The organism is Bradyrhizobium sp. G127, assembly GCF_021502575.1.
Taxonomy (GTDB): Bacteria; Pseudomonadota; Alphaproteobacteria; order Rhizobiales; family Xanthobacteraceae; genus Afipia.
The window spans coordinates 1,188,261-1,212,242 of sequence record NZ_JAKFGN010000001.1 but is presented as its reverse complement, the minus strand read 5'-3'; the positions used below and the strand labels follow the sequence as shown (position 1 = coordinate 1,212,242).

26 protein-coding genes are annotated in these 23,982 nt (G+C 62.2%); 5 read left to right on the top strand and 21 right to left on the bottom strand.

Going from position 1 to position 23,982, the window contains the following annotated elements; translation table 11 throughout:
* Nucleotides 1–8 precede the first annotated feature (8 nt).
* The 9 genes from LVY71_RS05890 to LVY71_RS05850 form a co-directional block, all read right to left on the bottom strand.
* Nucleotides 9–1,181: a phosphoserine transaminase gene (locus LVY71_RS05890; RefSeq protein WP_235098880.1), complete on the bottom strand. Its 1,173-nt coding sequence runs from the start codon at nucleotides 1,179–1,181 to the stop codon at nucleotides 9–11.
* Nucleotides 1,182–1,317: 136 nt separating this feature from the next.
* Nucleotides 1,318–1,605 (bottom strand): hypothetical protein, encoded by a 288-nt coding sequence (locus LVY71_RS05885; protein WP_235098879.1) that lies wholly within the window; start codon nucleotides 1,603–1,605, stop codon nucleotides 1,318–1,320.
* 80 nt (nucleotides 1,606–1,685) lie between these two features.
* Complete coding sequence (locus LVY71_RS05880) at nucleotides 1,686–2,264, bottom strand: glutathione S-transferase family protein (protein ID WP_235098878.1); 579 nt, start codon at nucleotides 2,262–2,264, stop codon at nucleotides 1,686–1,688.
* Between the two features lie 93 nt (nucleotides 2,265–2,357).
* Nucleotides 2,358–3,185 carry an outer membrane protein gene (locus tag LVY71_RS05875; RefSeq protein WP_235098877.1) on the bottom strand — a complete coding sequence of 276 codons (828 nt, stop codon included), beginning with the start codon at nucleotides 3,183–3,185 and terminating at the stop codon, nucleotides 2,358–2,360.
* A gap of 152 nt (nucleotides 3,186–3,337) precedes the next feature.
* Nucleotides 3,338–4,150, bottom strand: a complete 813-nt coding sequence (locus LVY71_RS05870; protein WP_235098876.1) for an outer membrane protein — start codon at nucleotides 4,148–4,150, stop codon at nucleotides 3,338–3,340.
* A gap of 341 nt (nucleotides 4,151–4,491) precedes the next feature.
* Nucleotides 4,492–5,733 carry an MFS transporter gene (locus LVY71_RS05865; RefSeq protein ID WP_235098875.1) on the bottom strand — a complete coding sequence of 414 codons (1,242 nt, stop codon included), beginning with the start codon at nucleotides 5,731–5,733 and terminating at the stop codon, nucleotides 4,492–4,494.
* A 288-nt stretch (nucleotides 5,734–6,021) separates the two neighbouring features.
* Nucleotides 6,022–7,371 (bottom strand): phosphoglucosamine mutase, encoded by a 1,350-nt coding sequence (gene glmM / locus LVY71_RS05860; protein ID WP_235098874.1) that lies wholly within the window; start codon nucleotides 7,369–7,371, stop codon nucleotides 6,022–6,024.
* 231 nt (nucleotides 7,372–7,602) lie between these two features.
* Entirely contained in the window at nucleotides 7,603–7,803 is a 201-nt protein-coding gene (locus LVY71_RS05855; RefSeq protein WP_235100101.1) for a hypothetical protein, read from the bottom strand.
* 81 nt (nucleotides 7,804–7,884) lie between these two features.
* Entirely contained in the window at nucleotides 7,885–8,169 is a 285-nt protein-coding gene (locus LVY71_RS05850; protein WP_235100100.1) for a hypothetical protein, read from the bottom strand.
* On the opposite strand from LVY71_RS05850, the gene LVY71_RS05845 reads away from it, so the two are divergent.
* The gene (locus LVY71_RS05845; protein ID WP_235098873.1) at nucleotides 8,150–9,325 is read left to right on the top strand and encodes an alpha-hydroxy acid oxidase; all 1,176 of its coding nucleotides are present in this window, start codon (nucleotides 8,150–8,152) and stop codon (nucleotides 9,323–9,325) included. The genes LVY71_RS05850 and LVY71_RS05845 overlap by 20 nt on opposite strands.
* Nucleotides 9,326–9,416: 91 nt before the next feature.
* On the opposite strand, the gene LVY71_RS05840 is transcribed toward LVY71_RS05845, so the two are convergent.
* From LVY71_RS05840 to LVY71_RS05800, 9 genes are all read right to left on the bottom strand, one after another.
* Nucleotides 9,417–10,049, bottom strand: a complete 633-nt coding sequence (locus tag LVY71_RS05840) for a single stranded DNA-binding domain-containing protein (RefSeq protein ID WP_235098872.1) — start codon at nucleotides 10,047–10,049, stop codon at nucleotides 9,417–9,419.
* A 72-nt stretch (nucleotides 10,050–10,121) separates the two neighbouring features.
* Nucleotides 10,122–10,427 carry a hypothetical protein gene (locus tag LVY71_RS05835; protein WP_235098871.1) on the bottom strand — a complete coding sequence of 102 codons (306 nt, stop codon included), beginning with the start codon at nucleotides 10,425–10,427 and terminating at the stop codon, nucleotides 10,122–10,124.
* Between the two features lie 15 nt (nucleotides 10,428–10,442).
* Nucleotides 10,443–11,273 (bottom strand): shikimate dehydrogenase, encoded by an 831-nt coding sequence (locus tag LVY71_RS05830; protein ID WP_235098870.1) that lies wholly within the window; start codon nucleotides 11,271–11,273, stop codon nucleotides 10,443–10,445.
* A gap of 63 nt (nucleotides 11,274–11,336) precedes the next feature.
* Nucleotides 11,337–13,058: a SulP family inorganic anion transporter gene (locus LVY71_RS05825; protein WP_235098869.1), complete on the bottom strand. Its 1,722-nt coding sequence runs from the start codon at nucleotides 13,056–13,058 to the stop codon at nucleotides 11,337–11,339.
* A 119-nt stretch (nucleotides 13,059–13,177) separates the two neighbouring features.
* Nucleotides 13,178–13,450 (bottom strand): helix-turn-helix domain-containing protein, encoded by a 273-nt coding sequence (locus LVY71_RS05820; RefSeq protein WP_235098868.1) that lies wholly within the window; start codon nucleotides 13,448–13,450, stop codon nucleotides 13,178–13,180.
* Between the two features lie 135 nt (nucleotides 13,451–13,585).
* Nucleotides 13,586–15,664: an elongation factor G gene (locus LVY71_RS05815; RefSeq protein ID WP_235098867.1), complete on the bottom strand. Its 2,079-nt coding sequence runs from the start codon at nucleotides 15,662–15,664 to the stop codon at nucleotides 13,586–13,588.
* A gap of 348 nt (nucleotides 15,665–16,012) precedes the next feature.
* On the bottom strand, nucleotides 16,013–16,495 hold the full coding sequence (locus LVY71_RS05810) for a DUF992 domain-containing protein (protein WP_235098866.1): 483 nt from the start codon (nucleotides 16,493–16,495) through the stop codon (nucleotides 16,013–16,015).
* Nucleotides 16,496–16,667: 172 nt separating this feature from the next.
* Nucleotides 16,668–17,192 (bottom strand): DUF992 domain-containing protein, encoded by a 525-nt coding sequence (locus LVY71_RS05805; protein ID WP_235098865.1) that lies wholly within the window; start codon nucleotides 17,190–17,192, stop codon nucleotides 16,668–16,670.
* Between the two features lie 136 nt (nucleotides 17,193–17,328).
* Nucleotides 17,329–18,531, bottom strand: coding sequence for a pyridoxal phosphate-dependent aminotransferase (locus tag LVY71_RS05800; RefSeq protein WP_235098864.1), 1,203 nt, complete (start codon nucleotides 18,529–18,531; stop codon nucleotides 17,329–17,331).
* A 649-nt stretch (nucleotides 18,532–19,180) separates the two neighbouring features.
* On the opposite strand from LVY71_RS05800, the gene LVY71_RS05795 reads away from it, so the two are divergent.
* Together LVY71_RS05795 and LVY71_RS05790 are read left to right on the top strand one after the other, a co-directional pair.
* Nucleotides 19,181–19,852, top strand: coding sequence for a glutathione S-transferase family protein (locus LVY71_RS05795; RefSeq protein WP_235098863.1), 672 nt, complete (start codon nucleotides 19,181–19,183; stop codon nucleotides 19,850–19,852).
* Nucleotides 19,853–20,018: 166 nt separating this feature from the next.
* On the top strand, nucleotides 20,019–20,198 hold the full coding sequence (locus LVY71_RS05790) for a hypothetical protein (protein WP_235098862.1): 180 nt from the start codon (nucleotides 20,019–20,021) through the stop codon (nucleotides 20,196–20,198).
* Nucleotides 20,199–20,373: 175 nt separating this feature from the next.
* Here the strand turns inward: LVY71_RS05790 and LVY71_RS05785 are convergent, their stop codons facing one another.
* Complete coding sequence (locus LVY71_RS05785) at nucleotides 20,374–20,730, bottom strand: DMT family protein (protein WP_235098861.1); 357 nt, start codon at nucleotides 20,728–20,730, stop codon at nucleotides 20,374–20,376.
* A 399-nt stretch (nucleotides 20,731–21,129) separates the two neighbouring features.
* Between LVY71_RS05785 and olsA the strand changes: the two genes are divergently transcribed.
* On the top strand, nucleotides 21,130–21,972 hold the full coding sequence (olsA, locus tag LVY71_RS05780; RefSeq protein ID WP_235098860.1) for a lyso-ornithine lipid O-acyltransferase: 843 nt from the start codon (nucleotides 21,130–21,132) through the stop codon (nucleotides 21,970–21,972).
* Between the two features lie 132 nt (nucleotides 21,973–22,104).
* Nucleotides 22,105–22,299, top strand: coding sequence for a cysteine-rich CWC family protein (locus LVY71_RS05775; RefSeq protein WP_235098859.1), 195 nt, complete (start codon nucleotides 22,105–22,107; stop codon nucleotides 22,297–22,299).
* 141 nt (nucleotides 22,300–22,440) lie between these two features.
* Here LVY71_RS05775 and LVY71_RS05770 read toward each other — a convergent pair whose 3' ends face one another.
* Both LVY71_RS05770 and LVY71_RS05765 read right to left on the bottom strand, forming a co-directional pair.
* Nucleotides 22,441–23,142 (bottom strand): glutathione S-transferase family protein, encoded by a 702-nt coding sequence (locus tag LVY71_RS05770; RefSeq protein ID WP_235098858.1) that lies wholly within the window; start codon nucleotides 23,140–23,142, stop codon nucleotides 22,441–22,443.
* A gap of 4 nt (nucleotides 23,143–23,146) precedes the next feature.
* On the bottom strand, nucleotides 23,147–23,851 hold the full coding sequence (locus tag LVY71_RS05765; protein ID WP_235098857.1) for a glutathione binding-like protein: 705 nt from the start codon (nucleotides 23,849–23,851) through the stop codon (nucleotides 23,147–23,149).
* Nucleotides 23,852–23,982: the final 131 nt, after the last annotated feature.

The following is a 23,982-nucleotide window of genomic DNA, read 5'->3' as shown; positions in this document are numbered from 1 at the left end:
AAAAAAAATCAAGCCGCTTTCGCGAGCGAAGCCTTGGTCTCGGCGAAAGCCCAGTCGATCCACTGCGTCAGGATTTCGACATCCTTCGCCTCGACCGTCGCGCCGCACCAGATGCGAAGGCCCGCAGGCGCATCGCGATAATGCGCGAAGTCGTAGCCGGCGCCTTCCTTCTCGACGGCTGCGACCAGCTTCTTGGCAAAGTCGGCTTGAGCATCGGCGGAGAGCGACGTGATCGCCGGATCGACAACCTTCAGGCAGACCGAGGTGTTGGAGCGGATCGATGCATCCTTCGCCAGGAAGTCCACCCACGGCGTCTTTGCCTTCCAGTCGGCAAGGACTTTCGTGTTCGCGTCGGCGCGCGCGATCAGCGCTTTGAGACCGCCGACCGACTTGGCCCAGTTCAGTGCATCGAGATAGTCCTCGACGCAAAGCATGGACGGCGTGTTGATGGTCTCGCCTTCGAAGATCCCGGCATTGAGCTTGCCGCCCTTGGTCATGCGGAAGATCTTCGGCAACGGCCACGGCGGCGTATAGCTCTCCAGCCGCGCGACAGCGCGCGGCGACAGGATGAGCATGCCGTGCGCAGCTTCGCCGCCCAGCGCCTTCTGCCAGGAGAAGGTCACGACATCGAGTTTCGGCCAGTCGAGCGGCTGCGCGAACGCGGCGGAGGTGGCGTCGCAGATGGTCAGCCCTTCGCGATCGGCCCTGATCCAGTCGGCATTGGGCACGCGCACCCCGGAAGTGGTGCCGTTCCAGGTAAACACGATATCCGAATTCTTGTCGGCCTTCGACAGGTCCGGAATTTCGCCGTAGCCCGCACTGAGCTTGACGACATCCTTCAGCTTCAATTCCTTGACGACGTCGCTGACCCAGCCTTCGCCGAAGGATTCCCACGCGATGGTGGTGACGGGGCGCGGTCCGAGCAGCGACCACAGCGCCATTTCGACGGCGCCGGTGTCGGACGCAGGCACGATGCCGATCTTGTAGTCGGCCGGCACTTCAAGCACTTCGCGCGTCAGGTCGATCGCGAGCTTGAGCTTGGCCTTGCCGACCTTCGCGCGATGCGAGCGGCCGAGAGCGGCGTCCTTGAGATTTTGGGGGGCCCAGCCGGGGCGCTTGGCGCAGGGGCCGGAAGAGAAATGCGGCACGTTCGGCTTTGAGCCGGGCTTCGCTACAGTCATATTCTATCCTTCCAGATAGCTAGCCTCCCGTTGGGGGGAGGTGTCCCGCCGCCGTGCATATGGAAGGTTTCCGATTTCGTCAAGAAACTTTGGATGCCGGCGATCACAAACGTGGCATGCAAACCCGCCCCGGCGATCAATCGGGGGATGCGCCCACCGGAGGCCCGCCTGGCGGCCGGTGCAGGAACTTGATGGTGGCGAACGCGCCCAGCCAGGACCCTATCGCCGCGAACGTCACATAGACCCAGTTCTCGGTGTAGCTGATGACGGCAAAGGACGAGAGCAGATACCAGAGGCTGCTCCAGTTCGCCGCGGGTATCGCGCGGCGTGCGACCACGGCGGATGTGAACAGGACGTAGATCGCATCGGTCGCAGCGGTGGCGAGCAGGACCGCAATGGCGGTCAGGGGATTGATGGCCGACATGGCTGACGCTTTCCAGGACTGGAGGACGGAGATTGCTGCCGTCTTATCCCGCGCACCGGCAACCGGCCTCTTGCGACGGATCAAAGCCCGAGATTTTTCTCGGAGTCCGCGATCCAGCGCTTCACGGCGTCATAGCCGTCGAGGTGAAAGCCGCCTTCATGGGCGACGCGCGTGTAAGCCAGCAGCGCCACGTCGGCGAGCGACAGCGCATCGCCCACCAGAAACCGCCGGTCTCTCAGTTCGTGCTCCATCCGCGCCAGCGCGAAATATCCGCGCTTGACCTTGTCCGTATCGAGATCGCCCTGCGACTTGCCGAGATAAACCATCTGGGCGCGGCATACCGCGATATACGGCTCGTGACTGTATTGTTCCCAGAACAGCCACTCGTCCATTTTCGCGCTGAGAAATGCTTCAGCCGGAATGAGGTCCGTGCCGCGCGCCAGATAGCGGATAATGGCGTTGGACTGGGCCAGCGAACGGCCGTCATCGAGTTCGATCACCGGCACCTGTCCGGCGCTGTTGAGCTTCAGGAACTCCGGAGTGTGGCTTTCACCCTTCGAGGTATCGACATCGATCCACGTGTAGCGCCGCGAGAGCTTGTCGCAGACCCACTTCACCTTCAGGCAATTGCCCGACTTCAGATCGCCGTAAATCTTCATGACCGCCTCCCGACCGGAGCGACAGCGCAACGGAGCACGTCATCCTAGGTCAAGAACGGAGGCTGCAAAAGAGAATTGCGAAGCGCGATCCTGTCAGAACCGGTAGCCGAGACCGCCGCGCACCGTGTTGACATTGGTGTCGATCGGACCAGTGAAGCGGACATATTCCCATTCGCCGCGCGCGAAGAAATTGCCGAACAGCATGGCCTCTGCGCCGACACCGAAGGTGTAACCGACCATCAGACGGCCGTGCTTGTTCTCGGCCTTGCTGTAGGTCACGTCGTAATCCGTGATCGTCGGGGTGCCCGTGCCGACATAGGTGCCCGTGCTTCTGATGATGCTCGACCTGTTACTGTCGGCCAGTCCAAGAGCGACACCACCAAAAGCATAGGGAAGGAAGTTGCCGACCGCATATCCAGCCCGGCCGCGTAGGGTAAGCACATCCGTGAAATTGATCGAGGCGGCCGAAGTGGCATTTGCGCTATAGTTGACGTCATCGACGGTGATCTGCCGGGCCATGTTGCCGCTAGCCTTTGCACCGAACGTCCCATGCATATAGCTGACGTCGACGCCAAGCACGGTATCGCTCCATTGCGCATTGTAGCCGGCGAAACCGCCGAAGGCTGCGTTCTGGTGGGAAACCTTGCCACCGATCACCGGCCAGGTGGACACCTGCAGTACCTGCTCGACGGTGGTGAGCGCGAGCTGCTGTGCAGCGATATCCTTCGTCGCACCGTTGAAATTGTGATCCGAGGAACCGTAGGCGGCCTGTCCGCCGACGTAGAAGCCGTCCCATCTAGCATAGCGCGCGCCCAGGCCTTCGCGCAGGCTGCCGCGCAAGATCGGAAGATCGGGAAAGTCCGCGGCCTGCGCGCCCTGCACCACAGCGGCTAACATCATCGCCAATACGATCCGACGCATTACCGAACTCCATAAACGCTTAACTACGTTCAATCATGCCGCGTTAACCTTAACCAACCGTTGCCTCGCCCGTTGGCGCGCAAAAGAAAACGGCGCGGAGAATTCCGCGCCGTTGAAGTTTGTCAGGAGGGGAGAAGACAGAAGAAACGCGATCAGCCCTTGCGCATCAGCGGCGGCGCGTAGGCCGGCATCGGATCGATCGCCCAGCGCACGCCGAGCTTCAGGTCGTGCGAGGTGATGCTCTTGAAATGCATCGGGTTGTTGCGATCGTTGGTGCCGTCGAAGGCATACACATCGCCGGTGATGCCATCGCCCAGATCGACATAGCGATATGCCATTTCCAGCGTCAGGCTCGGATTGATCTGGTAGGCAAGGCCGGCATGTACCGCCCAGGCGAAATTCCATTTCGAGGCGGTCGGACCAAATGCGGTGCTTGCATCCTGTACGCCCGTATCGGTGAAACCCGAAATCGTGTTGCGAGCGCCACCGATACCGACACCGACGAACGGCGTGATGCACCACCACGTTCCGAGATCGGCATAGACGTTGGCGAGAACCAGCCATTCGGACTTGCTTCCGGTATAAGTATTGGTGCTCGTCGGAACGCCATTAAACGAGACAATATCGGCACCATGAAAATTCGCTTTGCCGCGATACTCACCCGTGACGTCGGCGCGGAGCCAGTTGTTGAAGCGATAGCCGGCGCCGAGGCCGAAGATACCCGCGCTGTCGAATCCGAGGCCTGTGTTCTGCACCGAGACGCCCGGATCGTAGTAGAGTGCATTGTCCAGACGCTTCACCTGTTGATTGCTGAAGCCGATGTCGCCGCGCAGATACCAGCCACCGAAGTCTTCGACCGGAGGGGGAATGTAGGGCGGCGGTGCGAGAGGCAAGTCGGCGGCGAGCACCGCGGTCGACATCAATGAAGCAGCGCCTGCAGCAATGAGATTCTTCAGAGTACGCATTGGTCCGGTCCTTTCGTCCGGTGAGGCAGACAAAAGCCCCACACACAAAACTCATGAGCGGACGATGCCAGCAAATGCTTAAGCGGCACTTAACCCTAATTCTTAACCGTGATTTTTAATGCGCCTTAAGCTGAGCGGTAAACGCTTTGATAACGCGCATGGCATCGCACGCCGCAAATCCTAACGATGTGTTGACGGGTGAGTCAGGGATGCTGACGCGATGAGCGCGACCGGCCTGCGACCGGGGTCATTGCGAGCGAAGCGAAGCAATCCATGATCCCCGCATGATGGGCGATCGATGGATTGCTTCGTCGCTACGCTCCTGCAAGGACGAATAAACGTCAGAGCTTGTGGCGCTTGATGTGCGGCAGGAAGATCGCAAGCAGGCCAATGGCCGGCAGAAAGGCGCAGACCTGATAGACGAAGGTGATGCCCTTCCAGTCCGCGACCTCGCCCAGCACCGCGGCGCCGACGCCGCCGAAGCCGAACGCCATGCCGTAGAACAAGCCGGAGATCATGCCGAGGCGATGCGGCATCAGTTCCTGGGCATAGACGATGATCGCCGGCGTCGCCGACGAGATGATGAACCCGATCAGGATGCTCAGCACCGCGCTCGAGAACAGGCCGACATAGGGCAGCGCCAGCGTGAACGGCAGCGCGCCGATGATCGAGAACCAGATGACATACTTGCGGCCGAAGCGATCGCCCAGCGGGCCGCCGAAGAACACGCCGACCGCGCTCGCGCCGAGAAACAGGAACAGATAGATCTGCGACGCCTGCGTGGTGATGCCGAACTTCTGGATCAGGAAGAACGTGTAGTAGCTGCCGATGCTTGCGGTGTAGAACGCTTTCGAGAACAGCAGCACCATCAACACTGTCAGCGCGACAAGGGTGCGCGTCGACGACCGCTCTTCGCCCGTCACGGCATGCGCGCTCTTGCGCAGCGCGACGCGCGGCTTGTACCAGCGGCCGATCTGCCAGAGGATGACGATGGCGAGCGCCGCTACCAGCGAGAACCAGGCGATGCTGCCCTGCCCAAACGGCACCACGATCAGCGCCGCGAGCACCGGGCCGATCGCGCTGCCGAAATTGCCGCCGACCTGAAACACCGATTGCGCCATTCCGACCCGGCCGCCCGAAGCCATGCGCGCGATGCGCGACGACTCCGGATGAAACACCGCCGAGCCGGTACCGACCAGCGCCGCCGCGAGCAGGATCGCCCAGTAATGATGCGCGACACTCAGCAGGATCAGTCCAGCGAAGGTGAAGCCCATGCCGAGCGCCAGCGAAAACGGCTTCGGGTGCTTGTCGGTGTAAGCGCCGATCACCGGCTGCAGCAGCGACGACGTGAACATGAAGGCCAGCGTGATCATGCCGATCTGGCCGAAATCCAGCGCGTAGTTGTCCTTCAGGATCGGATAAACCGACGGGATCAGCGACTGCATCAGGTCGTTCAGCATATGCGAAACGCTGATGGCGCCGATCACGGCGAAGGCCGGACCCGACGCCGCGGCTTTCGGAGGATCATCCACAACGATCGGCGCAGCGAGGGTATCTTCGGACAGGATAACGGGCTTGTTCACGGCAATTCCCGGCAAATTCCAGATTGAACGAATTGAAATACAAACTCGGCGGCAGCCTCACCAGCCGCAATTGACCATGGCTGCGTTGCCGGATTGGCCAGACTGCGCCAGTTTGCATTGCACTCTCGAGTCGTCCCGGGGGGAGCAACATCTGCTCCCTCTCCCCGCCTGCCGGGAGAGGGTTGGGGTGAGGGGCAATCTCATGAGCAGAATTTCTAGCACAGCCCCTCACCCGGATCGCTGCGCGATCCGACCTCTCCCCGTAAACGGGGAGAGGTGAAAAGAAGATCATGCCGCCGCGGCGGCAAGTCCCAGCGCCGAGACGATCATGTCGACCGCTTCCTCGACGAGATCGCGGTCATCGCCCTCGCCCATCACCCGGATCACCGGCTCCGTGCCCGACGGACGAATCAACAGGCGGCCGCTGCCGTTGAGACGCTTCTCGGCATCGAGGATCGCGGCCTTGACCTGCGGATTGTCGAGCGGCTTGCCAGTGCGGTAGCGGACGTTCTTGAGGATCTGCGGCATTGCTTCGAAGCGATGGCAGACCTCCGACACCGGGCGGCCGAGCTTCTTCACCACTGAGAGAACCTGCAGCGCCGCGACGAAACCGTCGCCGGTGGTGGCAAAGTCCGACATGATGATATGGCCCGACGGCTCGCCGCCGAGATTGTAGCCGCCCTTCAGCATCTGCTCGAGCACGTAGCGGTCGCCGACCGGCGTGCGCAGCATCTCGATGCCGATGTCTTTCAGATAACGCTCGAGGCCGAGATTCGACATCACGGTGGCGACGATGCCGGGTCTGGCGAGACGTCCGTCGTCCTTCCAGCTCTGCGCGATCACGGCAAGCAGTTGGTCGCCGTCGACCACATGGCCGCGTTCGTCGGTGATGATGACGCGGTCGGCGTCGCCGTCGAGCGCGATGCCGATGTCGGCGCGCATCTCCCGCACCTTGCGCGACAGCGCTTCCGGCGAGGTCGAGCCGCAATCCTTGTTGATGTTGAAGCCGTCCGGCTCGACGCCGATGGAGATCACGTCGGCGCCCAGTTCCCACAGCGCTTCCGGCACCACCTTGTAGGCGGCGCCATTGGCGCAATCGACCACCACGCGAAGCCCGTCGAGATCGATATCGCGCGGCAGGGTGCGCTTGGCGAATTCGATATAGCGATCATGAACGCCGTCGATGCGGCGAGCGCGGCCAAGGCTGGCGCTCTGCGCAAGACGCTTGTCGAGATTCTCGTCCATCAGGAGTTCGATCTGCGCTTCGACGTCGTCGGACAGCTTGAATCCGGCGGGACCGAACAGCTTGATGCCGTTGTCGTCGAACAGATTGTGCGAGGCGGAAATCATCACGCCGAGATCGGCGCGCATTGACTTGGTCAGCATCGCGACGGCCGGCGTCGGCATCGGACCGAGCAGCAGCACGTCCATGCCGACGGATGTGAATCCCGCCACCATGGCATTCTCGATCATGTAGCCGGAAAGCCGGGTGTCCTTGCCGATCACCACGCGATGACGGTGCTCGCCGCGCTGAAACGCCAACCCCGCCGCCTGACCGACCTTGAGAGCCAGTTCGGGCGTGATGAGACTGTTGGCACGGCCGCGAATGCCGTCGGTGCCGAAATACTTGCGAACCATGAATTCCCCTGCTCCGCCGAGTCTCCGGTCAAGCACCCTGGGCACCTGTATGGCTCTGGCGAGCGCCCCATTGTAGCGCTGAGCTGATTATAAAGCCTCTGCTGTCGGAAAACCTTCAAAAAATATGATGAATCATTACGGCCGCCGGAGACCGGCGACCGTCGCTATCACACTGAATAATAACAATTTTATCCGGGAATCTCGAAACGAAGGCGGTTTCCGCGGCTCCCTTCAGCCTTTCCGCTTGATGTCTTCGTCATGCTTGGAGGGCGGCGGCTGGGTCACGCTGACCGGATCGGAGCCCGGAAATGATTCTTCCAGCCCCTTGTTCAAGGCATCGTCCAGCTTGTCCTTGTGGGCCTTGGAGCCCTTCTCGTCCTTGCTCTGGTCGCCGATCTTGTGATCGCGCGCCTTGGTGCCTGTATCAGCCATCGGTTACTCCTCTGCGGGTTCGCGGGAATAACGTCCGGGACGGGGCCATGTTCCGGCTCGCGGCAGCCCGACGGGCGGCGATCAGCCTTTGCGCTTGATGTGATGATCGGGCTTCGAGGGAGCCGGCTGAACCACATTCACAGGATCGGAGCCGGGGAAGGTCTCCTCAAGGCCTTCCTCAAGCGCCTCATCAAGCCTGCGCTTGTCGTCATTCGCCTTTTTACCAGCTTCCGGACCACGGTCCTTATCGGCCATGACACCCTCCATCTCCAGCGGCTGTTTGCACGCGGCGCTGCCATGATAGATGATCGCTGCAACCAAGAATACAATGAGCCAGGAAACGTCCATGAAGAACATCACCTGCATCGAAGACCTGCGGCAGATCCACAAGCGCCGTGTGCCCAAGGCCTTCTTCGACTATGTCGATCGCGGCTCCTATGCGGAAGAGACGCTGCGCGCCAACGTCGACGACATGGCGAAGATCAAGTTTCGCCAGCGCATCCTGGTGGACGTTTCCAAGCGCGAGTTGAGCACCACCATTCTCGGCGAACGCGCAGCCATGCCGCTGATCCTCGCGCCGGTCGGCTCGACCGGCATGCAATACGGCGACGGCGAGATCTACGCCTGCCGCGCGGCGCAGGCGCTGAACATTCCCTACACGCTCTCGACCATGTCGATCTGCTCGATTGAGGATGTGGCCGCGAATGTCGACAAGCCGTTCTGGTTTCAGTTGTATGTCATGAAGGATCGCGGCTTCGCGAAGTCTCTCATCGAGCGCGCCATTGCCGCGAAATGCAGCGCGCTGGTGCTGACGGTCGATTTGCAGGTGCTGGGACAGCGCCACGCCGACATCAAGAATGGCCTGTCGGTGCCGCCGAAGTTGATGACGCTGAAGAACATCGTCGACTTCGCCACCAAGCCGGGCTGGCTCTCCGGCATCCTCAAGGGCAAGAGCCGCAACTTCGGCAACATCGCCGGCCATGTGAAGGGAGCGGAGGATCTCGGCTCAACCTCCGAATGGGTCGCCTCGCAGTTCGACACCACGCTGAACTGGAAGGACGTCGAATGGATCCGCAGCATCTGGCCCGGCAAGCTCATCATCAAGGGCATCCTCGATGTCGCCGACGCGCGCGAGGCGGTGAAGACCGGCGCGGAAGCCATCGTGGTGTCGAACCACGGCGGGCGTCAGCTTGACGGCGCGCCGTCGTCGATCTCGGTGCTGCCGGAAATCGTGCAGGATGTCGGCGCGCAAACCGAGATCATGTTCGACGGCGGCATCCGCACCGGACAGGACGTGATGCGCGCGCTGGCGCTCGGCGCGAAGTCCTGCATGATCGGCCGCGCCTATATCTACGGTCTCGGCGCCGGCGGACAGTTGGGCGTGACCACGGCGCTCGATCTGATCGGCAAGGAGTTGAGCACGACCATGGGCCTGTGCGGCATCAACCGCATCGACGAGATCGACCGCCGCGTACTGACGGACTACCTGCACACCAACGCGGTGAGCAGCCCGAAGAGCTGAACTCAAGATAATTTCAGAGGAATGCTTTTTCTTCACCTCTCCCCGCTTGCGGGGAGAGGTGAAATCCCGCTTCGCTTTTTTGCAATCCCACTCACATCGGCGGTGAAACGCCATCGCGGCCGATGCTGAGACGCGCGACATCGAGTGTGCCGTCCGGCTTCTTGGTGGCGATCGCGAAAACGGGCGTGCCCGCCTTGATCTCGGAGCGCTTGGCCGGAACGAACGTGACGACCGTGGTATCCGGCGTCACCAGAACCTTCCGTTCTCCACCGTGATACTTCACCGTCAGCGTATGACCGTCGTTGGCTGCGACCGTGCGGTCATCGACTGCACCGTTCGTCATGCTGCTATTGGGCTTGAGATCCCAAGGCTGCGTGCCGTCGCCGGTGCCCCGCATCGCTTCCGGAAAAACATGAACCTCGACGGCCCTCTGGCTGCCGTCCGAAGCCGGCACCGAGGTGACGCCGATATAGGAGCCGACCTTGACGTCGGCGAGCGACATCTTCGCGACGCCGGCGACGCCCGCGTTCTGAGCGAGATGCAGCGTCACGTCCTTGCCGTCGCGCGATTTGACCAGAAGGTTTTCGCCCGTGAGACTTTCCACCGTGCCGCGCACGCGCGTGATGTTGCTGACGGGCGATTGCTGCGCGAAGGCATAGGACGTTGACAGAAGCAGCGCGGATACGGCAGCGACACGCAGTGCTGCAAGGCGAATAACAGTCATGTTGGTATCTCCAGGAGGCCCCAACATGATCTACGCAGGCCAGGCCGGATTATTTCACCGGTCACGCAGCTGTTACTGACAGGTCCAGGACGTGGTCACCTTGTCCTCGGCCATGGTCGCAGTGCAGGTCTTCTGCTCGATCGCGTCCGATCCCGGCGCCTTGAACTTCACAAAGCCTGCGAGTTCACGCGGGCCCCGCCGGAGCATGCTGATTTCAGTGACCGCGAAACCCTTCGCGGCGAAATCGTCCTGCATCCGCTTCTTTATATCCTCGATAAACACGGGTGTGAAACCCTGCGCGCCCTGATAAACCGTCCAGGCGCTGTAAAGCACCAGCGCAAGCGCCGCGAGAATGATGAATTTCACAAAATTATTCATGACGGTCCCTCGTCCTCACTTTGCGAGATCCGCTTCGACCAGCGCGCGCAACTCCGGCGTCACCGTTGGCCGCCTGCCGAACCACAATTCAAATCCGCGCACGGCCTGATGCAGCAGCATGCCGAGACCGTCGGCGGTCTTCAGACCACGCGCCTTCGCCGCCTTCAGCAAATCCGTTTCCAGCGGCACATACACCAGATCGGCCGCCGCCGCTCCCACCGGGAGCAGTGACACATCAACGGCAAGCGGAGGCTGGCCTTTCATGCCGAGCGATGTGGTGTTCACCAACAAGCCCACGCGCGGCAGCACCGTGTCGATGGCGTCCCACGCCAGCGGCTGCACCTGTGCGCCGAATTGATCCGCCAGCAGTTGTGCGCGCGACGCCGTGCGGTTGGCAAGATGCACGCGTCCGATGCCGCGCTCGATCAGTCCGAAGATCACCGCGCGCGATGACCCGCCGGCGCCGAGCACCAGCACATCTTCCGCTGCATCCCAGCCCGGCGCGCTGGCATCGAGATTGTTGATGAATCCCTCGACGTCAGTATTGGTCGAACACAGTTTGCCATCGCCGAAGTAGAGCGTGTTGGCCGCGCCGACCGCGCGCGCGCGCGCATCCGGCGCCGACAGCGCCAGGGCCTGCTCCTTGTGCGGGATGGTGACATTGGCGCCCTTGTAGCCGCGCGCCGCAAGACCCGCGATGAAATCCGCGAAGGCAGCCGGTTCCACCGCCTCGATGCGGTAGTCGCCATCGATGCCGAAGCTCTTGAGCCAGTACTTGTGGATCAGCGGCGACCGTGAATGCGCCGCAGGCCAGCCGATCAGACACGCGGCGGGGATAACGCTCATGAAGGCAGGCTCCGGTTCGACCCGATCGGCATACACCAAAATGGCGCGAGCCAACGGGTCAAATCATGCGCCGGCCGGACCTGTCAAACGCTTGATCTCGGAGACGGCGCTCGCGATGTCGGTGCGGTATTTTGCCTGGGGGGGCCGCGCGCCATAGGACAGCAGCGTTCGCCGCACGGCCGGCGATGCGCCGGTGATGAACACCCGCACGCCATGCCGCCGCGCCTTCAGCGCGATCTGCGCGATGGCGTTGGCCGCGGTGGAATCCAGAAACGGCACCGCCTTGAAGTCGATCACCAGCGCCTTGTAGCCGGAAATCCGGTCAAGCACAGAGGCCACCGCAGCCACGGCACCGAAGAAGAACGCGCCGCTGATGCGATAAATCATGATGTCGGGATCGGCGGCGAGTTCGGGACTGTAGCGCACCCGCGCGCCTTTTTTCCGGTCCGGCGTATCCTCGACGGCGAGCGAACCATAGGTCTCGATGCCGGTGGTCTGCGACATGCGGTGAATGAACAGCAGCGCGCCGAGCGAGAAGCCGACCACGATGCCTTCGGTGAGATCGCGGAAAACGGTGAGCAGGAACGTCGCCAACAGCACCACGGCATCGCCGCGCGAGGAACGGAGCAGCGTGGCGAATTCATGCTTCTCCGCCATGTTCCACGCCACCACGGCGAGCACGCCCGCCAGCGTCGCCAGCGGAATGTAGCTCGCCAGCGGAGCTGCCAGTAGCATGAACGCCAGCAAGAATGCCGAATGCAGCATGCCGGCCACCGGCCCGCGCGCACCGGCGCGGACGTTGGTCGCGGTGCGCGCGATGGTGCCGGTCACACAGAGGCCGCCGAACAGGGCCGAGCCGATATTGGCGAAACCTTGCGCCACCAGTTCGCTGTTGGAGCGATGGCGACGGCCGGTCATGCCATCGGCCACCACGGCGGACAGCAGCGACTCGATGGCGCCGAGCAGCGCGAATGCCGCCGCATCGGGCAGCACCGCCTGAATTTTTGCGAGCGTGATGGCGGGAAATGACGGCATCGGAAACGACTGCGGAATGCCGCCGAACCGCGTGCCGATGGTCTCCACCGGCAACGACAGCAGCGCCGCGGCGACCCCGGTGACGATGACCGCGATCAGCATGCCGGGCCATGTCGGGCGCAATTTCCGCAAGCCCGAGATGATGACGATGGTCGTGACCGAAACCGCCACGGCGGCAAAATTCGTGGTGCCGATGGCGTGGCCGAGCACTTCCAGTTTCGGAATCAGTTCGCCGGGCTCCTTGCCCGTCAGTGTGATGCCGAGCAGGTCGCGGATCTGGCTGGCGAAGATGATGACGGCGATGCCTGCGGTAAATCCCACCGTGACGGGATAGGGGATGAACTTGATGTAAGTGCCGAGCCGGAGGAATCCGGCGGCGATCAGGATCAGTCCGGCGATCATGGTCGCCAGCAGCACGCCGTCGATGCCGTGACGCGCAACCGATGCCGCGACGAGAACAATAAACGCGCCGGCAGGTCCGCCGATCTGGAAGCGGCTGCCGCCCAATAGCGAGACGAGAAAGCCGCCGAAGATCGCGGCATAGAGTCCGCGATCAGGCGTGGTGCCGGATGCGATGGCGATGGCCATCGACAGAGGCAATGCAACGATGGCGACGGTAAGGCCCGCGACGACGTCGGCGCGGAAGGCGTCGGGGCTGTAGCCCTCGCGCAGGACCGTGATGAATTTCGGGGTAAACAGTTCGGCGAATGTCGGCTGCGATTGCTTCGACTGCCCGCTCGATGCGTCCATGTGTTCGTGCCTGCGTATGGCGCGGCGTCGCCGCGCTTACCTTGCCGGCGCGTCGCCGGCTCATCTTTTGTCGGGCATGACCTTTTCCGAGAACCGGTTTCCACGTTTCGGGGTCATGCCTACCCCTGTTCGGCCCGCCCCAGAGCAGGCTCCTTCAACCGCACACCGCGGCCGCCGCCATCGCTTCTCGCGTTGTCGCCGATCAGTTCGACGCCCGCGCGGTTCAGCGCATCGATGACCTTGGTCAGCGAATCCACAATGCCGCGCACGTTGCCGCCGCTGGCTTCCATCCGCTGGATGGTCGGAAGCGACACCCCGGACAGTTCGGCGAGCGTCTTTTGGTCGAGACCAAGAAGCGCGCGCGCCGCCCGCATCTGTGATGACGTAATCAATGCCAAAATTCCATCTTAAGCCAGCATAAGGCAAGTAAAAAACGGTTTCAATGATGTACTATACATCATTGAAACCGTTTGCACGGCCTTTTTCACCTCTGGCGAGAAAGATGAATATTCCGGGCTTTCAGGTCCTTACGCCGCCGCGCGATGAGCGGCGATGATCTGGTCGGCGGCGCGGCCGGTCACCTCCGACATGTGATCGAACTGCCGGGTGAAGGCGCCCGCGCCGGCCGTGGCCGAACGCACCTCCACAATCAGGTCGCCGATCTCGGCCTCCGGCATCATCGCCCGCACCAGATCCCAGCCGGACCAGCCGTCGCGGGTATCGAAGCCGAGAATCTGGCCGCGACGCCCGGACAGAATGGAGTTGATCTTCGCGGTCGCGTCGCTCGGACACACAATCTCGACCACGTGGATCGGCTCCAGCAGCACCGGCAGACACTGTGGCAACGCTTCGGTGACACCAATGCGGGCGGCGGTACGGAATGCCTGATCGGACGAGTCCACGCTGTGATAGGAGCCGTCGGTCAGCGTCACTTCCACATCGATGACCGGGAAGCCGAGCGGCCCCCGCATCATGCCGTCGCCGACACCCTCCTCCACCGCGCCGATGTAATTCTTCGGCACGGCGCCGCCGACGATCTTTTCGCGGAACACCACGCCGCCCCCGCGCGGCAGCGGCCTCACGTCCAGCACCACATCGCCGAACTGGCCGTGACCGCCGGACTGCTTCTTGTGACGGCCGCGCTGGGTGATGGTCTTGCGGATGGTCTCCTGATAACCCACCGGCGGCGCGTGCTGTTTCACGCTGACGCCGAAGCGATCCTGCAAGCGCTCGACCGCAACACGCAGATGCATCTCGCCCTGCCCCCATAACACCATTTCATGGGTAAGCGCGTTGTGAACGACGCTGAGCGATGGATCTTCCTCAGTGAGCCGGGTCAGCGCCTGACCGAGTTTCACATCGTCCTTGCGGTCCGTCGCGGAAAGCGCCGTCGCCAGCACCGGCGCGGTCGGTATCACGTTGACCAGCGCGGCGGGCGCGGTCTTGGCGGTCGTCAGCGTGTCGCCGGTTTTCACCACGTCGAGCTTGCCGAGCGAAACCGTGTCGCCGGCCGCGGCCGACGTGCGTTTGCTGTCCGCGCCAAGACTCGGGGCAACGATCCCGGATACCCGCCCCGCGCCGCCCAATGACTGCACCGTGTCGCCATCGGCGATCTGTCCGCGCAGAACGCGTGTCAGCGAGAGTTTGCCGCCGTGCTGAAGATGCGTCGTCTTCATCACATAGGCCAGCGCGGCCTTCTCGTCCGCAATGCCCAGCCGTGCCGCCGTCGTGGCGACACCCGGCGCTTCATGACGCAGCGCCTTCATCAGCCGCAGCACGCCGTTCTCGCGCGTCGCGCAACCGAGCAGCACGGGACAGATCTGGCCCTCGCGCAGTTCGCTGGCGAGATCGTCGAACACCGCATCGCGCGGCGGCGGAATGTCTTCGAGAAGCTGTTCGAGCAAACGGTCGTCGTGATCGGCGAGTTTCTCCAGCATGGTGAGGCGCGCTTCTTTCTCGCGATCGAGATCGCCGGGATCGAGATCGATTACTTCCGACGGCATGTGCTCGCGGTAAACGAAGGCGCGCTCCAGCGCGAGATCGACGAAACCGGCGATAAGGTCGCCCTTCCAGATCGGAATCTGGCGCAGCACCAGCGGCGTGCGCGACGCCGGTTGCAGGGTCGCCAGCGTTTCGCGGATGCGCTTGTTGGCCTTGTCGATCTTGTTGAGAAACAGAAATCGCGGAATCCGCAAGTCTTCCAGCTCACGCATGATGAGTTGCAACTGCGGCAGCTTGCGCTCGTCGGCCTCGCAGACGATGACGGCTGCATCGACCGCCGGCAACGCGGCGCGCATGTCGTGTGCGAATTCGACGGAGCCCGGGCAATCGATGAACGTGTAGCTGTCGCCCATGAATGTCGTGGTGGCGGCGGTGAGGCCGACGCTCATGCGGTGATGGCGCGCCTCCGGAGATGAATCCCCGACGGTATTGCATGCCTCGATGGTGCCTGCTTTGGGAATGGCCCCGGTCCGGGCCAGGATTGCCTCCAGTAACGTGGTCTTGCCACTCTGAAATGGGCCCACCAGTGCGATGCACCGGGGACCGCGGGGACTTCTCAGGTTGTCTTGCCTTGAAACGTCTTGCCTTGGCGAGTCTTGTCCCATTTGCCGTCTCCTCGTCTGGAGTACGGCCCGCATCGAGCTGGTCCGGCGAAGCATGTCCTTGGGTTAAACTGATCGAGCCTGCCCGAGGATGGAGTCCGGTCGCCGCCGGAACGCTCTTACTTCAATGTTGCGCGCATTCCGCTCGCGCCAAGCCCACTTCTGCGGAACGCACTCATGCGGGTCGGCAACGGGATGGTCTCAAGGCGCGGTGCAGTTGGCAAGCGGGAAACATACCGCTGCGCAGCATGACGCGATCACCTAAAATTGCAGTCCGCATTCCAGCATCCCGCAGACAAAAAGGCCCACCGTCGCAACGGCGGGCCTTTGCAAAATATTTTTGGGCAAATGTCAGAAACGACCGGGGCGCAGTTCCAGACTCTGCACGCCGCCTGCAACGCTCAGACCGGTCTGGCCCTGCACGCTGAGCGGCTGAAGCGCGAAGGAATTCTGCGAACCCCCGATCAGCGCGTTGCTGCCGACACCCGCGATCACCGTGGCGCTGGCGCCGACACCGGCGTAGTTGCCCGACAGATCTCCCGGACCGAACTGCACGGTCGGCGCGAACACCGCCCACGACAAGGCGGTCTCAGTGGTAATGCCGAGGTCGACGCCGACCTTGGTGATGCGCGCGGTGTAGAGATCGTCTGGGCGGCCCTGCGAACGGAAGACGCAGCCGAGATTGGTGACCGAGCCGACAATCATGCCGATATTCGGGCCGCCGCGGCATTCCAGTACGCCGACCTGGGTGCTACCCGACTGCGACTGGGCAACGGCAACTGTTGCAACGATTGCGGCTGCGGCAACGGACAGGATGGTCGAAAAGCGGCGCATGAGGGTATCTCCGGCTGAATGGCGCGAATTGAACGGACAGTTGAAAAGGTGCGAAAGGCCCGCGCATCTAGTCATACAGCGCGCAAATGTTCAATTGCCGCCCCGTGAACGAGCATAAGCAAACACAAAAAAGGCCCGCCGAAGCGGGCCTTTTCGATTGCACTTTGTTAACTCAACCGCGATGACGGCGGTGATGACGCTTCTTCTTGTACGGGCGCTGATAGCTGACCGGCTCCAGATCGAGGCCGACAACGCCGCCCGTCACGTTCACGCCGGTCTGGCCCTGAAGGCTCAAAGGCTGAAGCGCGAAGGAGTTCTGCGAACCGCCCCACAGCAGGTTGCCGCCGCCGCCGACACCGAACGACACGTTGCCGCCGACGCCGCCGTAATTGCCGGCGAGGTCGCCGCGGCCGATGCGCTGGGTCGGCGCATGGACGGCCCATGCGAAGGTGGTGTTCTCGGTGACGCCGAGATCGACGCCGAAACGCGACACATGCGCCAGATAAGGCTCTGGCCGCCGGCCCTGGCCATTGAAGACGCATTCAAGCGTGGTCGCGGAAGCGATCACCATGCCCACGTTCTGGCCGCCGCGGCATTCGAGCACGCCCACGCGCACACCCTGCTGCTGCGCATTAGCCGTGGCGAAGGAGGCGACGAGGGCCGCGAAGGCGACCCCGGCAATTGAGGAAAAACGCATGGATTTGAACTCCGGATTGCTTGATTTGATTGGCGGGCGGACAAAAGGGAAGCGCCGTGTCAAAAACATGGCGCTTCGCCTACTTCCATTCAAAATATCGGCATAATGCGACGCCACCGCATCATCGCATGTCTTGTTAGCGCAGATTTCCGCAAAAACGCTGGATGCGCTTGCAGGCCTCCTCAAGATCCGAGGTTTTCGTGGCGTAGGAAATCCGGAATGCCGGGCCGAGCCCAAATGCCGATCCCTGCACCACTGCAACGCCTTCCGTCTCCAGAAGCTCGGTGACGAAATCCTCGTCGGTCGCCAGCTTCTTGCCCGACGGCGCGGTCTTGCCGATGGTGCCAGCGCAGGACGGATAGACATAGAACGCGCCTTCCGGCCGCGGACACGAGATGCCGGTGGCCTGGTTAAGCATGGCGACCACGAGATCGCGGCGCTCCTTGAACACCTTGTTGTTCGCTGGAATGAAATCCTGCGGGCCGTTGAGCGCCTCGACCGCCGCCCATTGCGCGATCGACGACGGGTTCGACGTCGACTGCGACTGGATGGTCGCCATCGCCGAGATGAGCTGCTGCGGGCCGCCGGCATAGCCGATACGCCATCCGGTCATGCAGTAGGCCTTCGAGACGCCGTTCACAGTCAGCGTGCGGTCGAACAGTTTGGGTTCGACCTGCGCCGGCGTGGTGAATTCGAAATTGTCGTAGACGAGGTGTTCGTACATGTCGTCGGTCATGATCCAGACATGCGGGTGCCTCACCAGCACGTCGGTAAGCGCCTTCAATTCTGCGCGCGTATACGCCGCGCCCGTTGGGTTCGACGGCGAATTGAGAATGATCCACTTCGTCTTGGGCGTGATCGCAGCTTCCAGGGCGGCGGGCTGCAGCTTGAAGCCGAACTCCGCGGTGCAGACCACCGGCACGCTTTCGCCGCCGGCCAGCGCGACCATTTCCGGATAGCTCACCCAGTACGGCGCGGGAATGATGACCTCGTCGCCGGGATTCAGCGTCGCCATCAGCGCGTTGTATAGCACCTGCTTGCCGCCGGTGCCGACGGTGATCTGGTTCGGCTTGTAGGTGAGCCCGTTCTCGCGCTGAAACTTCGCAATGATCGCTTCCTTCAGCTCGGGAATGCCGTCCACCGCGGTGTACTTGGTCTTGCCGGCCTCGATGGCGTGGATCGCCGCCAGCTTGATGTTGGCCGGTGTATCGAAATCAGGCTCGCCTGCGCCGAGACCGATGACGTTACGGCCCGCGGCTTTGAGCTGACGTGCTTTATCCGTGACCGCGATGGTCGCGGACGGCTTCACACGGTCAAGCGCAGCGGACAGAAACGGCATCATGTTCTCCTGAGGGGCTATGGATCGCGAGGCCCGGATTCGCGGCTTTCCAGCGGGCGGCGCACCCTAAAACGGGTGACGCTGCATCGCAAGAAACTTCGCCGGAAACACGCGAATTTGCTGGTGGGACCAAAAGAATTTTTCAAGCGCGGCTCCTGCCATCACCGCAACATTCAGAAATCCTGGGGCGCAAATCGCTCATTTTCGACTGGCCTGGGGCACGATGCCGGATCGCAGACCGCAAGCCGCGAACCTGTCAGGACGGCACGCGCATTCCGCTCGCACTGATCGAGATCGGCGAAAGGTATCGCGTTGCTTCATCGCAATCCTTGCCGCACATCACGCAGCGACAACGCGAAGCCAAACAGATGCTCGACAACAATTTTGATGCAGTTGCGAACAATCCGGAGATCACGGTTTGCCCGCGAAAGCGCGCTTTTTTTTCACGCCGATTTGCGAGAAATTGACGCGCCCGCATACATTCCACAGCATAAAATCGCCTGTGACCGCAGGGCCGCGACCGATTGAACTTTTCTAACGCAAAGGCCTTGCGGCACACCGCCCGTGACCTCATTGTTACATCGGTTTGCGGGCTGGGCGGGGCAAGCTTGTGCAGCATGCCCGTCAGGCAGTTCCCTTGAAAGGTCGCATGTACAAGCTCTACTCGATGCAGCGCTCCGGCAACAGCTACAAGGTCCGCCTTGCGCTGGCGCTGTTGAACGCGCCCTACAACGCCATCGAGGTGGACATCCTTCGCGGCGAGAGCCGCACACCGGAATTTCTCGCGCGCAATCCGAGCGGACAGGTGCCGCTGCTCGAGGTCGCGCCGGATCGTTATCTCGCCGAATCCAACGCGATCCTGTGGTATGTCGCGGGCGGAACGTCTCTCGCGCCGGAAGACCGCATCGATCGTGCGCAGGCGCTGCAATGGATGTTCTTCGAGCAGCACGCCTTGGAGCCAAGTGTCGGTGCGGCCTATTTCTGGCTGGTGCTGGTGCGCGGCGGCCGCGACCTGCAGACCCACTCGCTGGAAGACTGGATGGAGCGCGGCTACGCGGCGCTGCGGGTGATGGAAAATCACCTCAAGACCCATGACTTTTTCGCGGCCGGACATCTGACCGTCGCGGATATCGCGATGTACGGCTACACCCACGTCGCCAACCAGTGCGACTTCGACCTCTCCGGCTATCCGTCAGTGAAGACCTGGCTGAAACGCGTCGAGCAGGAGCCACGCTTCGTCCCGATGAGCTGGCAGCCAGCCGAGATTGCTGCGCCCGATACCGTGCCCGGAACCGAGACAGGCCTGACCGCCGAGGCGTGAGCCCGAAACCTGTGCAGGAACTTCGGGGAGAGCGGGGATAACACGTTGATTTCCCTGACGTTGCCCCGGTTCTGCCACGTTTGGCGGGTCCGCGCCGCAAATTTGACAGCGATTCCTGAGACTTTCCCTCAGCGGTGATTCGCCGCCTAATCGAGGATTCACGACCATGATCCGGTCGCATGTTTCAGGAATTGGTTTTCAGTTGAAGTCTGTGCGCGTTGCGTCGTCCAGATTGACGAACGCCGTTGCCGCCTCGCTTGCCGTAGCGGCGCTGTCGCTGTGCGTGATCGTCACCCTCACAGCACTGTCGATCAGAGTCATGGCTGCCGCGCCGATTGCCGGCTGACGCACGATCCTTTTTTCCCTGCGCGCCTGTCATGTCCCGCGACCGCACGATGCGTGCGCGCGGATGGAGATGCACGGATGAAGACGTCTCTCGTATTGGTTTCAGGGTCGCTGACGCTCGCGATCGTCCTCGTTGCGGGGTTTTTGATCGCGACGCAGGCGCGCGGCCACGATTCTCACGACCATTTATGGAAAATGAAGAACGCGCCGGCTGCGATGAAGGCGAAGCCGATGGCGTGATTCCAGCCGAGCGGCTCCTTCAGGTACAGCACCGAGAATCCGGCGAACACCACCAGCGTAATGACCTCCTGCATCGTCTTGAGCTCCGCCGCCGAGTAAACCGCGCTGCCCCAGCGGTTCGCCGGCACCGCCAGCCAGTACTCGAAGAACGCAATGCCCCAGCTCACCATGATGACCAGCGGCAGCGCATGATCCTTGAACTTCAGATGGCCGTACCAGGCAAAGGTCATGAAGACATTGGAGGCAAGCAGCATCAGAATCGGCAGCAGATACGGCGACATCGTCGTGGGCATGGAGATCCTTCCAGGGGAGAGCAAGACACCGTCGTCCCTGCGAATGCGGGGACCATATTTCGTGAGCATAAGTCTTCAACAGCGTTTTCAACAACATCGCACTGTGGTTATGGATCCTGCGTTCGCGGGGACGACGCGAGTTTCCGGTCTCAACCTCAGACGCGTCCTGTGCATAACCCGCCTGTCATAGCCCTGTAATGCTGCCCGCCTAGCTTCCGGCTGCGCACGAGCTGTCCCCCGTCACAGATCGCGCGTTCCAGCGGTCCCCGGTCGCGTAAATCCCCTCTGCGCCGTATCCGACCGGGGCCGCACTTTTTTCTGAACCGGAATGGCTCCGTCGCAAGCTGGCTTTCGATCCACCTTTCCCTCGACTCGAGACATTTTTTTCGAACAAGCTGCATGATCCGCACCCTTTACGTCACCGTCGTCATGACCTCCGTCGGTCTGTTGCTTCTGCCATTCCAGGTGGCCGGCATCCTGCTCAACAACCGGCTGCAGCGCATCGTCCCGATCCTGTTTCACCGGGCTGCCTGCGCCGTCATCGGCGTGCGGATTACGCAGGTCGGTGAACGCACCCGCGAAACGCCGGTGCTGCTGCTCTCCAATCATGCCTCGTGGCTCGACATCATCGTGCTCGGCGCCGTCGCGCCGGTAGTGTTCGTCGCCAAATCCGAAGTCGCGAAATGGCCGGTGTTCGGCTGGCTGGCAAAATTGCAGCGCACGATCTTCGTCGAGCGCGAACGCCGCCACAAAACCGGCGACGCCGCACGCGCCATGGGTGACCGCCTGCAGGGCGGCGACGTCGTCGTGCTGTTTCCGGAAGGCACATCGAGCGATGGCATTCGCGTTCTGCCGTTCCGCTCGGCCCTGATCGGTGCGGTGCATCATACAATCGGGAATTCGACGCATCACGATCGCGTCACCGTGCAGCCGCTGTCGATCGCTTATGTCGGTTATGGGGGCGTGCCGGTCGGCCGTGCGCTGCGCGACAAGGTGGCGTGGTACGGCGAGACCGAACTGATGCCGCATCTGAAAGGCGTGTTTTCGTCAGGCGCGGTGGACGTCACTGTGAGCTGGGGCGAGGCCGTCCCCTACGGCATGACCGCCGACCGCAAGCAGATCGCCCGCGACGCGGAAGCGGCGGTGCGGCGGATGACGGCGCGCGCTTTGCGCTCGCCAACAGCGCAGCCGTCAGGTACGGAGAAAGCGGCCCCGGCCGTTCCCGCATTCAGCCAGACCTGAGAAGCCGGGCCACGGCCCAGAGCACGACGCGCGCGCCGCGGAAGGGCTGATCTGTTGCGAAATGGGTTAGTCTCCGTGCTCCCTCGACAGCGAGAGGGCCACGAAAACATCTTTTGTGTTCCGGATGGCGTTATGACGGATCGGCCCGACAATTCCCTGAAGCTGCGCACGCTGAATTGCTCGCGCTGCGGAACCGCGTTTACCTGCGACCTGTCCGGTCACTGCTGGTGTATGGATGAAACCGCGAAGCTGCCGATGCCCCTCGACGGCGAGGACTGCCTGTGCCAGGCGTGCCTGCGCGCAGCGGCTGAGACCGTATCGAAGTGAAGTAAAGTCATCCGTCATCCTGAGGTGCGAGCCTGCTTGGGCGAGCCTCGAAGGATGACAAGACAGTGCATGCAGCCCATCCTTCGAGGCGCGCAAAAAGAGCGCCACCTCAGGATGACGCGGTGCGCGCAACAGGCTTTCTTACACCGCGTAGCCCGGCGCATTCCGCGCCATGCCGCCAAACGCATCGAGCAACCGCTCGCGCCAGGCGTAGATCGGATCGTCTTCCTTCAGCAGCTTGAACGGGCTCGTGGCACGCGCCCACTGAAATCCGCCGAACACGATGTAGTCGGCATAGTTCGGCGCATCACCGCCGAGATAGGGCTGCGTCTTCAGGGTCAGCCGCATCGGCATCAGGCTCTTGCGAAATTCCTCGACCGCCACATTGCGATTGGCCGCCGCCTGCTCCATCGTCTTGCCGAGACGCTTCTCACGCGTTTCCCGAAAGTAAGCCTGATCGGCCGGCCGCAGATGATCGTAAATATCCTTCACGATCATCGGGAATATCCCGCCGACCACCGCGATGTCGCCCCACCAGTTCAGCATCTGCCCGACCGCACGGCCGCCCGCACCGCCGAACAGCGACGGCCGGTCGGGATAGGTGTCTTCGAGATAATTCGCGATGGCCCATGAGTCCGCCACGGAGGTGTCGCCATCGATCAACACCGGCACCTTGTCCGAGCGGTGTGGCGCGATCGCGGCCTTCTCGGTGAAGCGCCACGGAATCGTTTCCGCCCTGATGTCCTTGTGCGCCAGCGCCATGCGCGTGCGCCAGCAATAGGGACTGAACACACGATCCGACTCGCTGCCGCAAAGTTCAAACAGCTTTCGCGTGGCGGCCATCGTCTCAGGCCTTCACGACGGAGGCAGTCTGCCCGAACAGCACCTTCTTCTGCTCGTCGGTGAAGGTCTTGCCCAGATTCGAATTGACCTTCGGCCCGAGTTCATAGGCGCGCACAGTGGCGGGCTTCGCCTTGATGGTGTCGAACCAGCGCTTGAGATGCGGGAAATCTTCCAGCTTCTGGCCCTGCCGCTCATACGGCACGATCCACGGATACGCCGCCATGTCGGCGATGGAATAATCCCCGGCGACGTAGTCCCGATCCGCGAGACGCTTGTTGAGCACACCGTAAAGACGGTTGGTCTCGTTGACATAGCGATCGATGGCGTAGGGAATTTTCTCCGGCGCATAGGCGCTGAAATGATGGTTCTGCCCGGCCATCGGGCCAAGGCCGCCCATCTGCCACATCAGCCACTGAATCACGTCGAAACGCTTGCGCAGATCGGCCGGCAAGAACTTGCCGGTCTTCTCCGCAAGATAGATCAGGATCGCGCCGGACTCGAAAATCTTCACCGGTGCACCGCCGTCGGCGGGGGCCTGATCGATGATCGCGGGCATCCGGTTGTTCGGCGAGAACTCCAGAAACTCGGGCTTGAACTGGTCGCCGGTCCCGATATTGATCGGATGGATGCTGTATTTCAGGCCGGTTTCTTCGAGAAACATCGTGATCTTGTGGCCGTTCGGCGTCGGCCAGTAATAGAGATCGATCATCTTGATTATCCTTGGGATCGTCAGGTCGTTCGACCCGACGCATGTCAATGCGGGTGCATGAACTTTGCGGCTTGCAGGCGCGAAGTCAATGCTGCCCGATGCCAATCAAGCATATTTCATTCGCTCTAACG

Coding starts and splice junctions, on each gene's coding strand:
- LVY71_RS05770 (WP_235098858.1), bottom strand. CDS start 23,142: ATGGCCGCCACGCGAAAGCTGTTTGAACTTTGCGGCAGCGAGTCGGAT.
- LVY71_RS05765 (WP_235098857.1), bottom strand. CDS start 23,851: ATGATCGATCTCTATTACTGGCCGACGCCGAACGGCCACAAGATCACG.
- LVY71_RS05825 (WP_235098869.1), bottom strand. CDS start 13,058: ATGGACGCATCGAGCGGGCAGTCGAAGCAATCGCAGCCGACATTCGCC.
- LVY71_RS05830 (WP_235098870.1), bottom strand. CDS start 11,273: ATGAGCGTTATCCCCGCCGCGTGTCTGATCGGCTGGCCTGCGGCGCAT.
- LVY71_RS05890 (WP_235098880.1), bottom strand. CDS start 1,181: ATGACTGTAGCGAAGCCCGGCTCAAAGCCGAACGTGCCGCATTTCTCT.
- olsA (WP_235098860.1), top strand. CDS start 21,130: ATGATCCGCACCCTTTACGTCACCGTCGTCATGACCTCCGTCGGTCTG.
- LVY71_RS05805 (WP_235098865.1), bottom strand. CDS start 17,192: ATGCGTTTTTCCTCAATTGCCGGGGTCGCCTTCGCGGCCCTCGTCGCC.
- LVY71_RS05875 (WP_235098877.1), bottom strand. CDS start 3,185: ATGCGTCGGATCGTATTGGCGATGATGTTAGCCGCTGTGGTGCAGGGC.
- LVY71_RS05785 (WP_235098861.1), bottom strand. CDS start 20,730: ATGCCCACGACGATGTCGCCGTATCTGCTGCCGATTCTGATGCTGCTT.
- LVY71_RS05840 (WP_235098872.1), bottom strand. CDS start 10,049: ATGACTGTTATTCGCCTTGCAGCACTGCGTGTCGCTGCCGTATCCGCG.
- LVY71_RS05855 (WP_235100101.1), bottom strand. CDS start 7,803: ATGGCTGATACAGGCACCAAGGCGCGCGATCACAAGATCGGCGACCAG.
- LVY71_RS05835 (WP_235098871.1), bottom strand. CDS start 10,427: ATGAATAATTTTGTGAAATTCATCATTCTCGCGGCGCTTGCGCTGGTG.
- LVY71_RS05845 (WP_235098873.1), top strand. CDS start 8,150: ATGAAGAACATCACCTGCATCGAAGACCTGCGGCAGATCCACAAGCGC.
- LVY71_RS05850 (WP_235100100.1), bottom strand. CDS start 8,169: ATGCAGGTGATGTTCTTCATGGACGTTTCCTGGCTCATTGTATTCTTG.
- LVY71_RS05795 (WP_235098863.1), top strand. CDS start 19,181: ATGTACAAGCTCTACTCGATGCAGCGCTCCGGCAACAGCTACAAGGTC.
- LVY71_RS05870 (WP_235098876.1), bottom strand. CDS start 4,150: ATGCGTACTCTGAAGAATCTCATTGCTGCAGGCGCTGCTTCATTGATG.
- LVY71_RS05800 (WP_235098864.1), bottom strand. CDS start 18,531: ATGCCGTTTCTGTCCGCTGCGCTTGACCGTGTGAAGCCGTCCGCGACC.
- LVY71_RS05775 (WP_235098859.1), top strand. CDS start 22,105: ATGACGGATCGGCCCGACAATTCCCTGAAGCTGCGCACGCTGAATTGC.
- LVY71_RS05885 (WP_235098879.1), bottom strand. CDS start 1,605: ATGTCGGCCATCAATCCCCTGACCGCCATTGCGGTCCTGCTCGCCACC.
- glmM (WP_235098874.1), bottom strand. CDS start 7,371: ATGGTTCGCAAGTATTTCGGCACCGACGGCATTCGCGGCCGTGCCAAC.
- LVY71_RS05790 (WP_235098862.1), top strand. CDS start 20,019: ATGATCCGGTCGCATGTTTCAGGAATTGGTTTTCAGTTGAAGTCTGTG.
- LVY71_RS05880 (WP_235098878.1), bottom strand. CDS start 2,264: ATGAAGATTTACGGCGATCTGAAGTCGGGCAATTGCCTGAAGGTGAAG.
- LVY71_RS05815 (WP_235098867.1), bottom strand. CDS start 15,664: ATGGGACAAGACTCGCCAAGGCAAGACGTTTCAAGGCAAGACAACCTG.
- LVY71_RS05810 (WP_235098866.1), bottom strand. CDS start 16,495: ATGCGCCGCTTTTCGACCATCCTGTCCGTTGCCGCAGCCGCAATCGTT.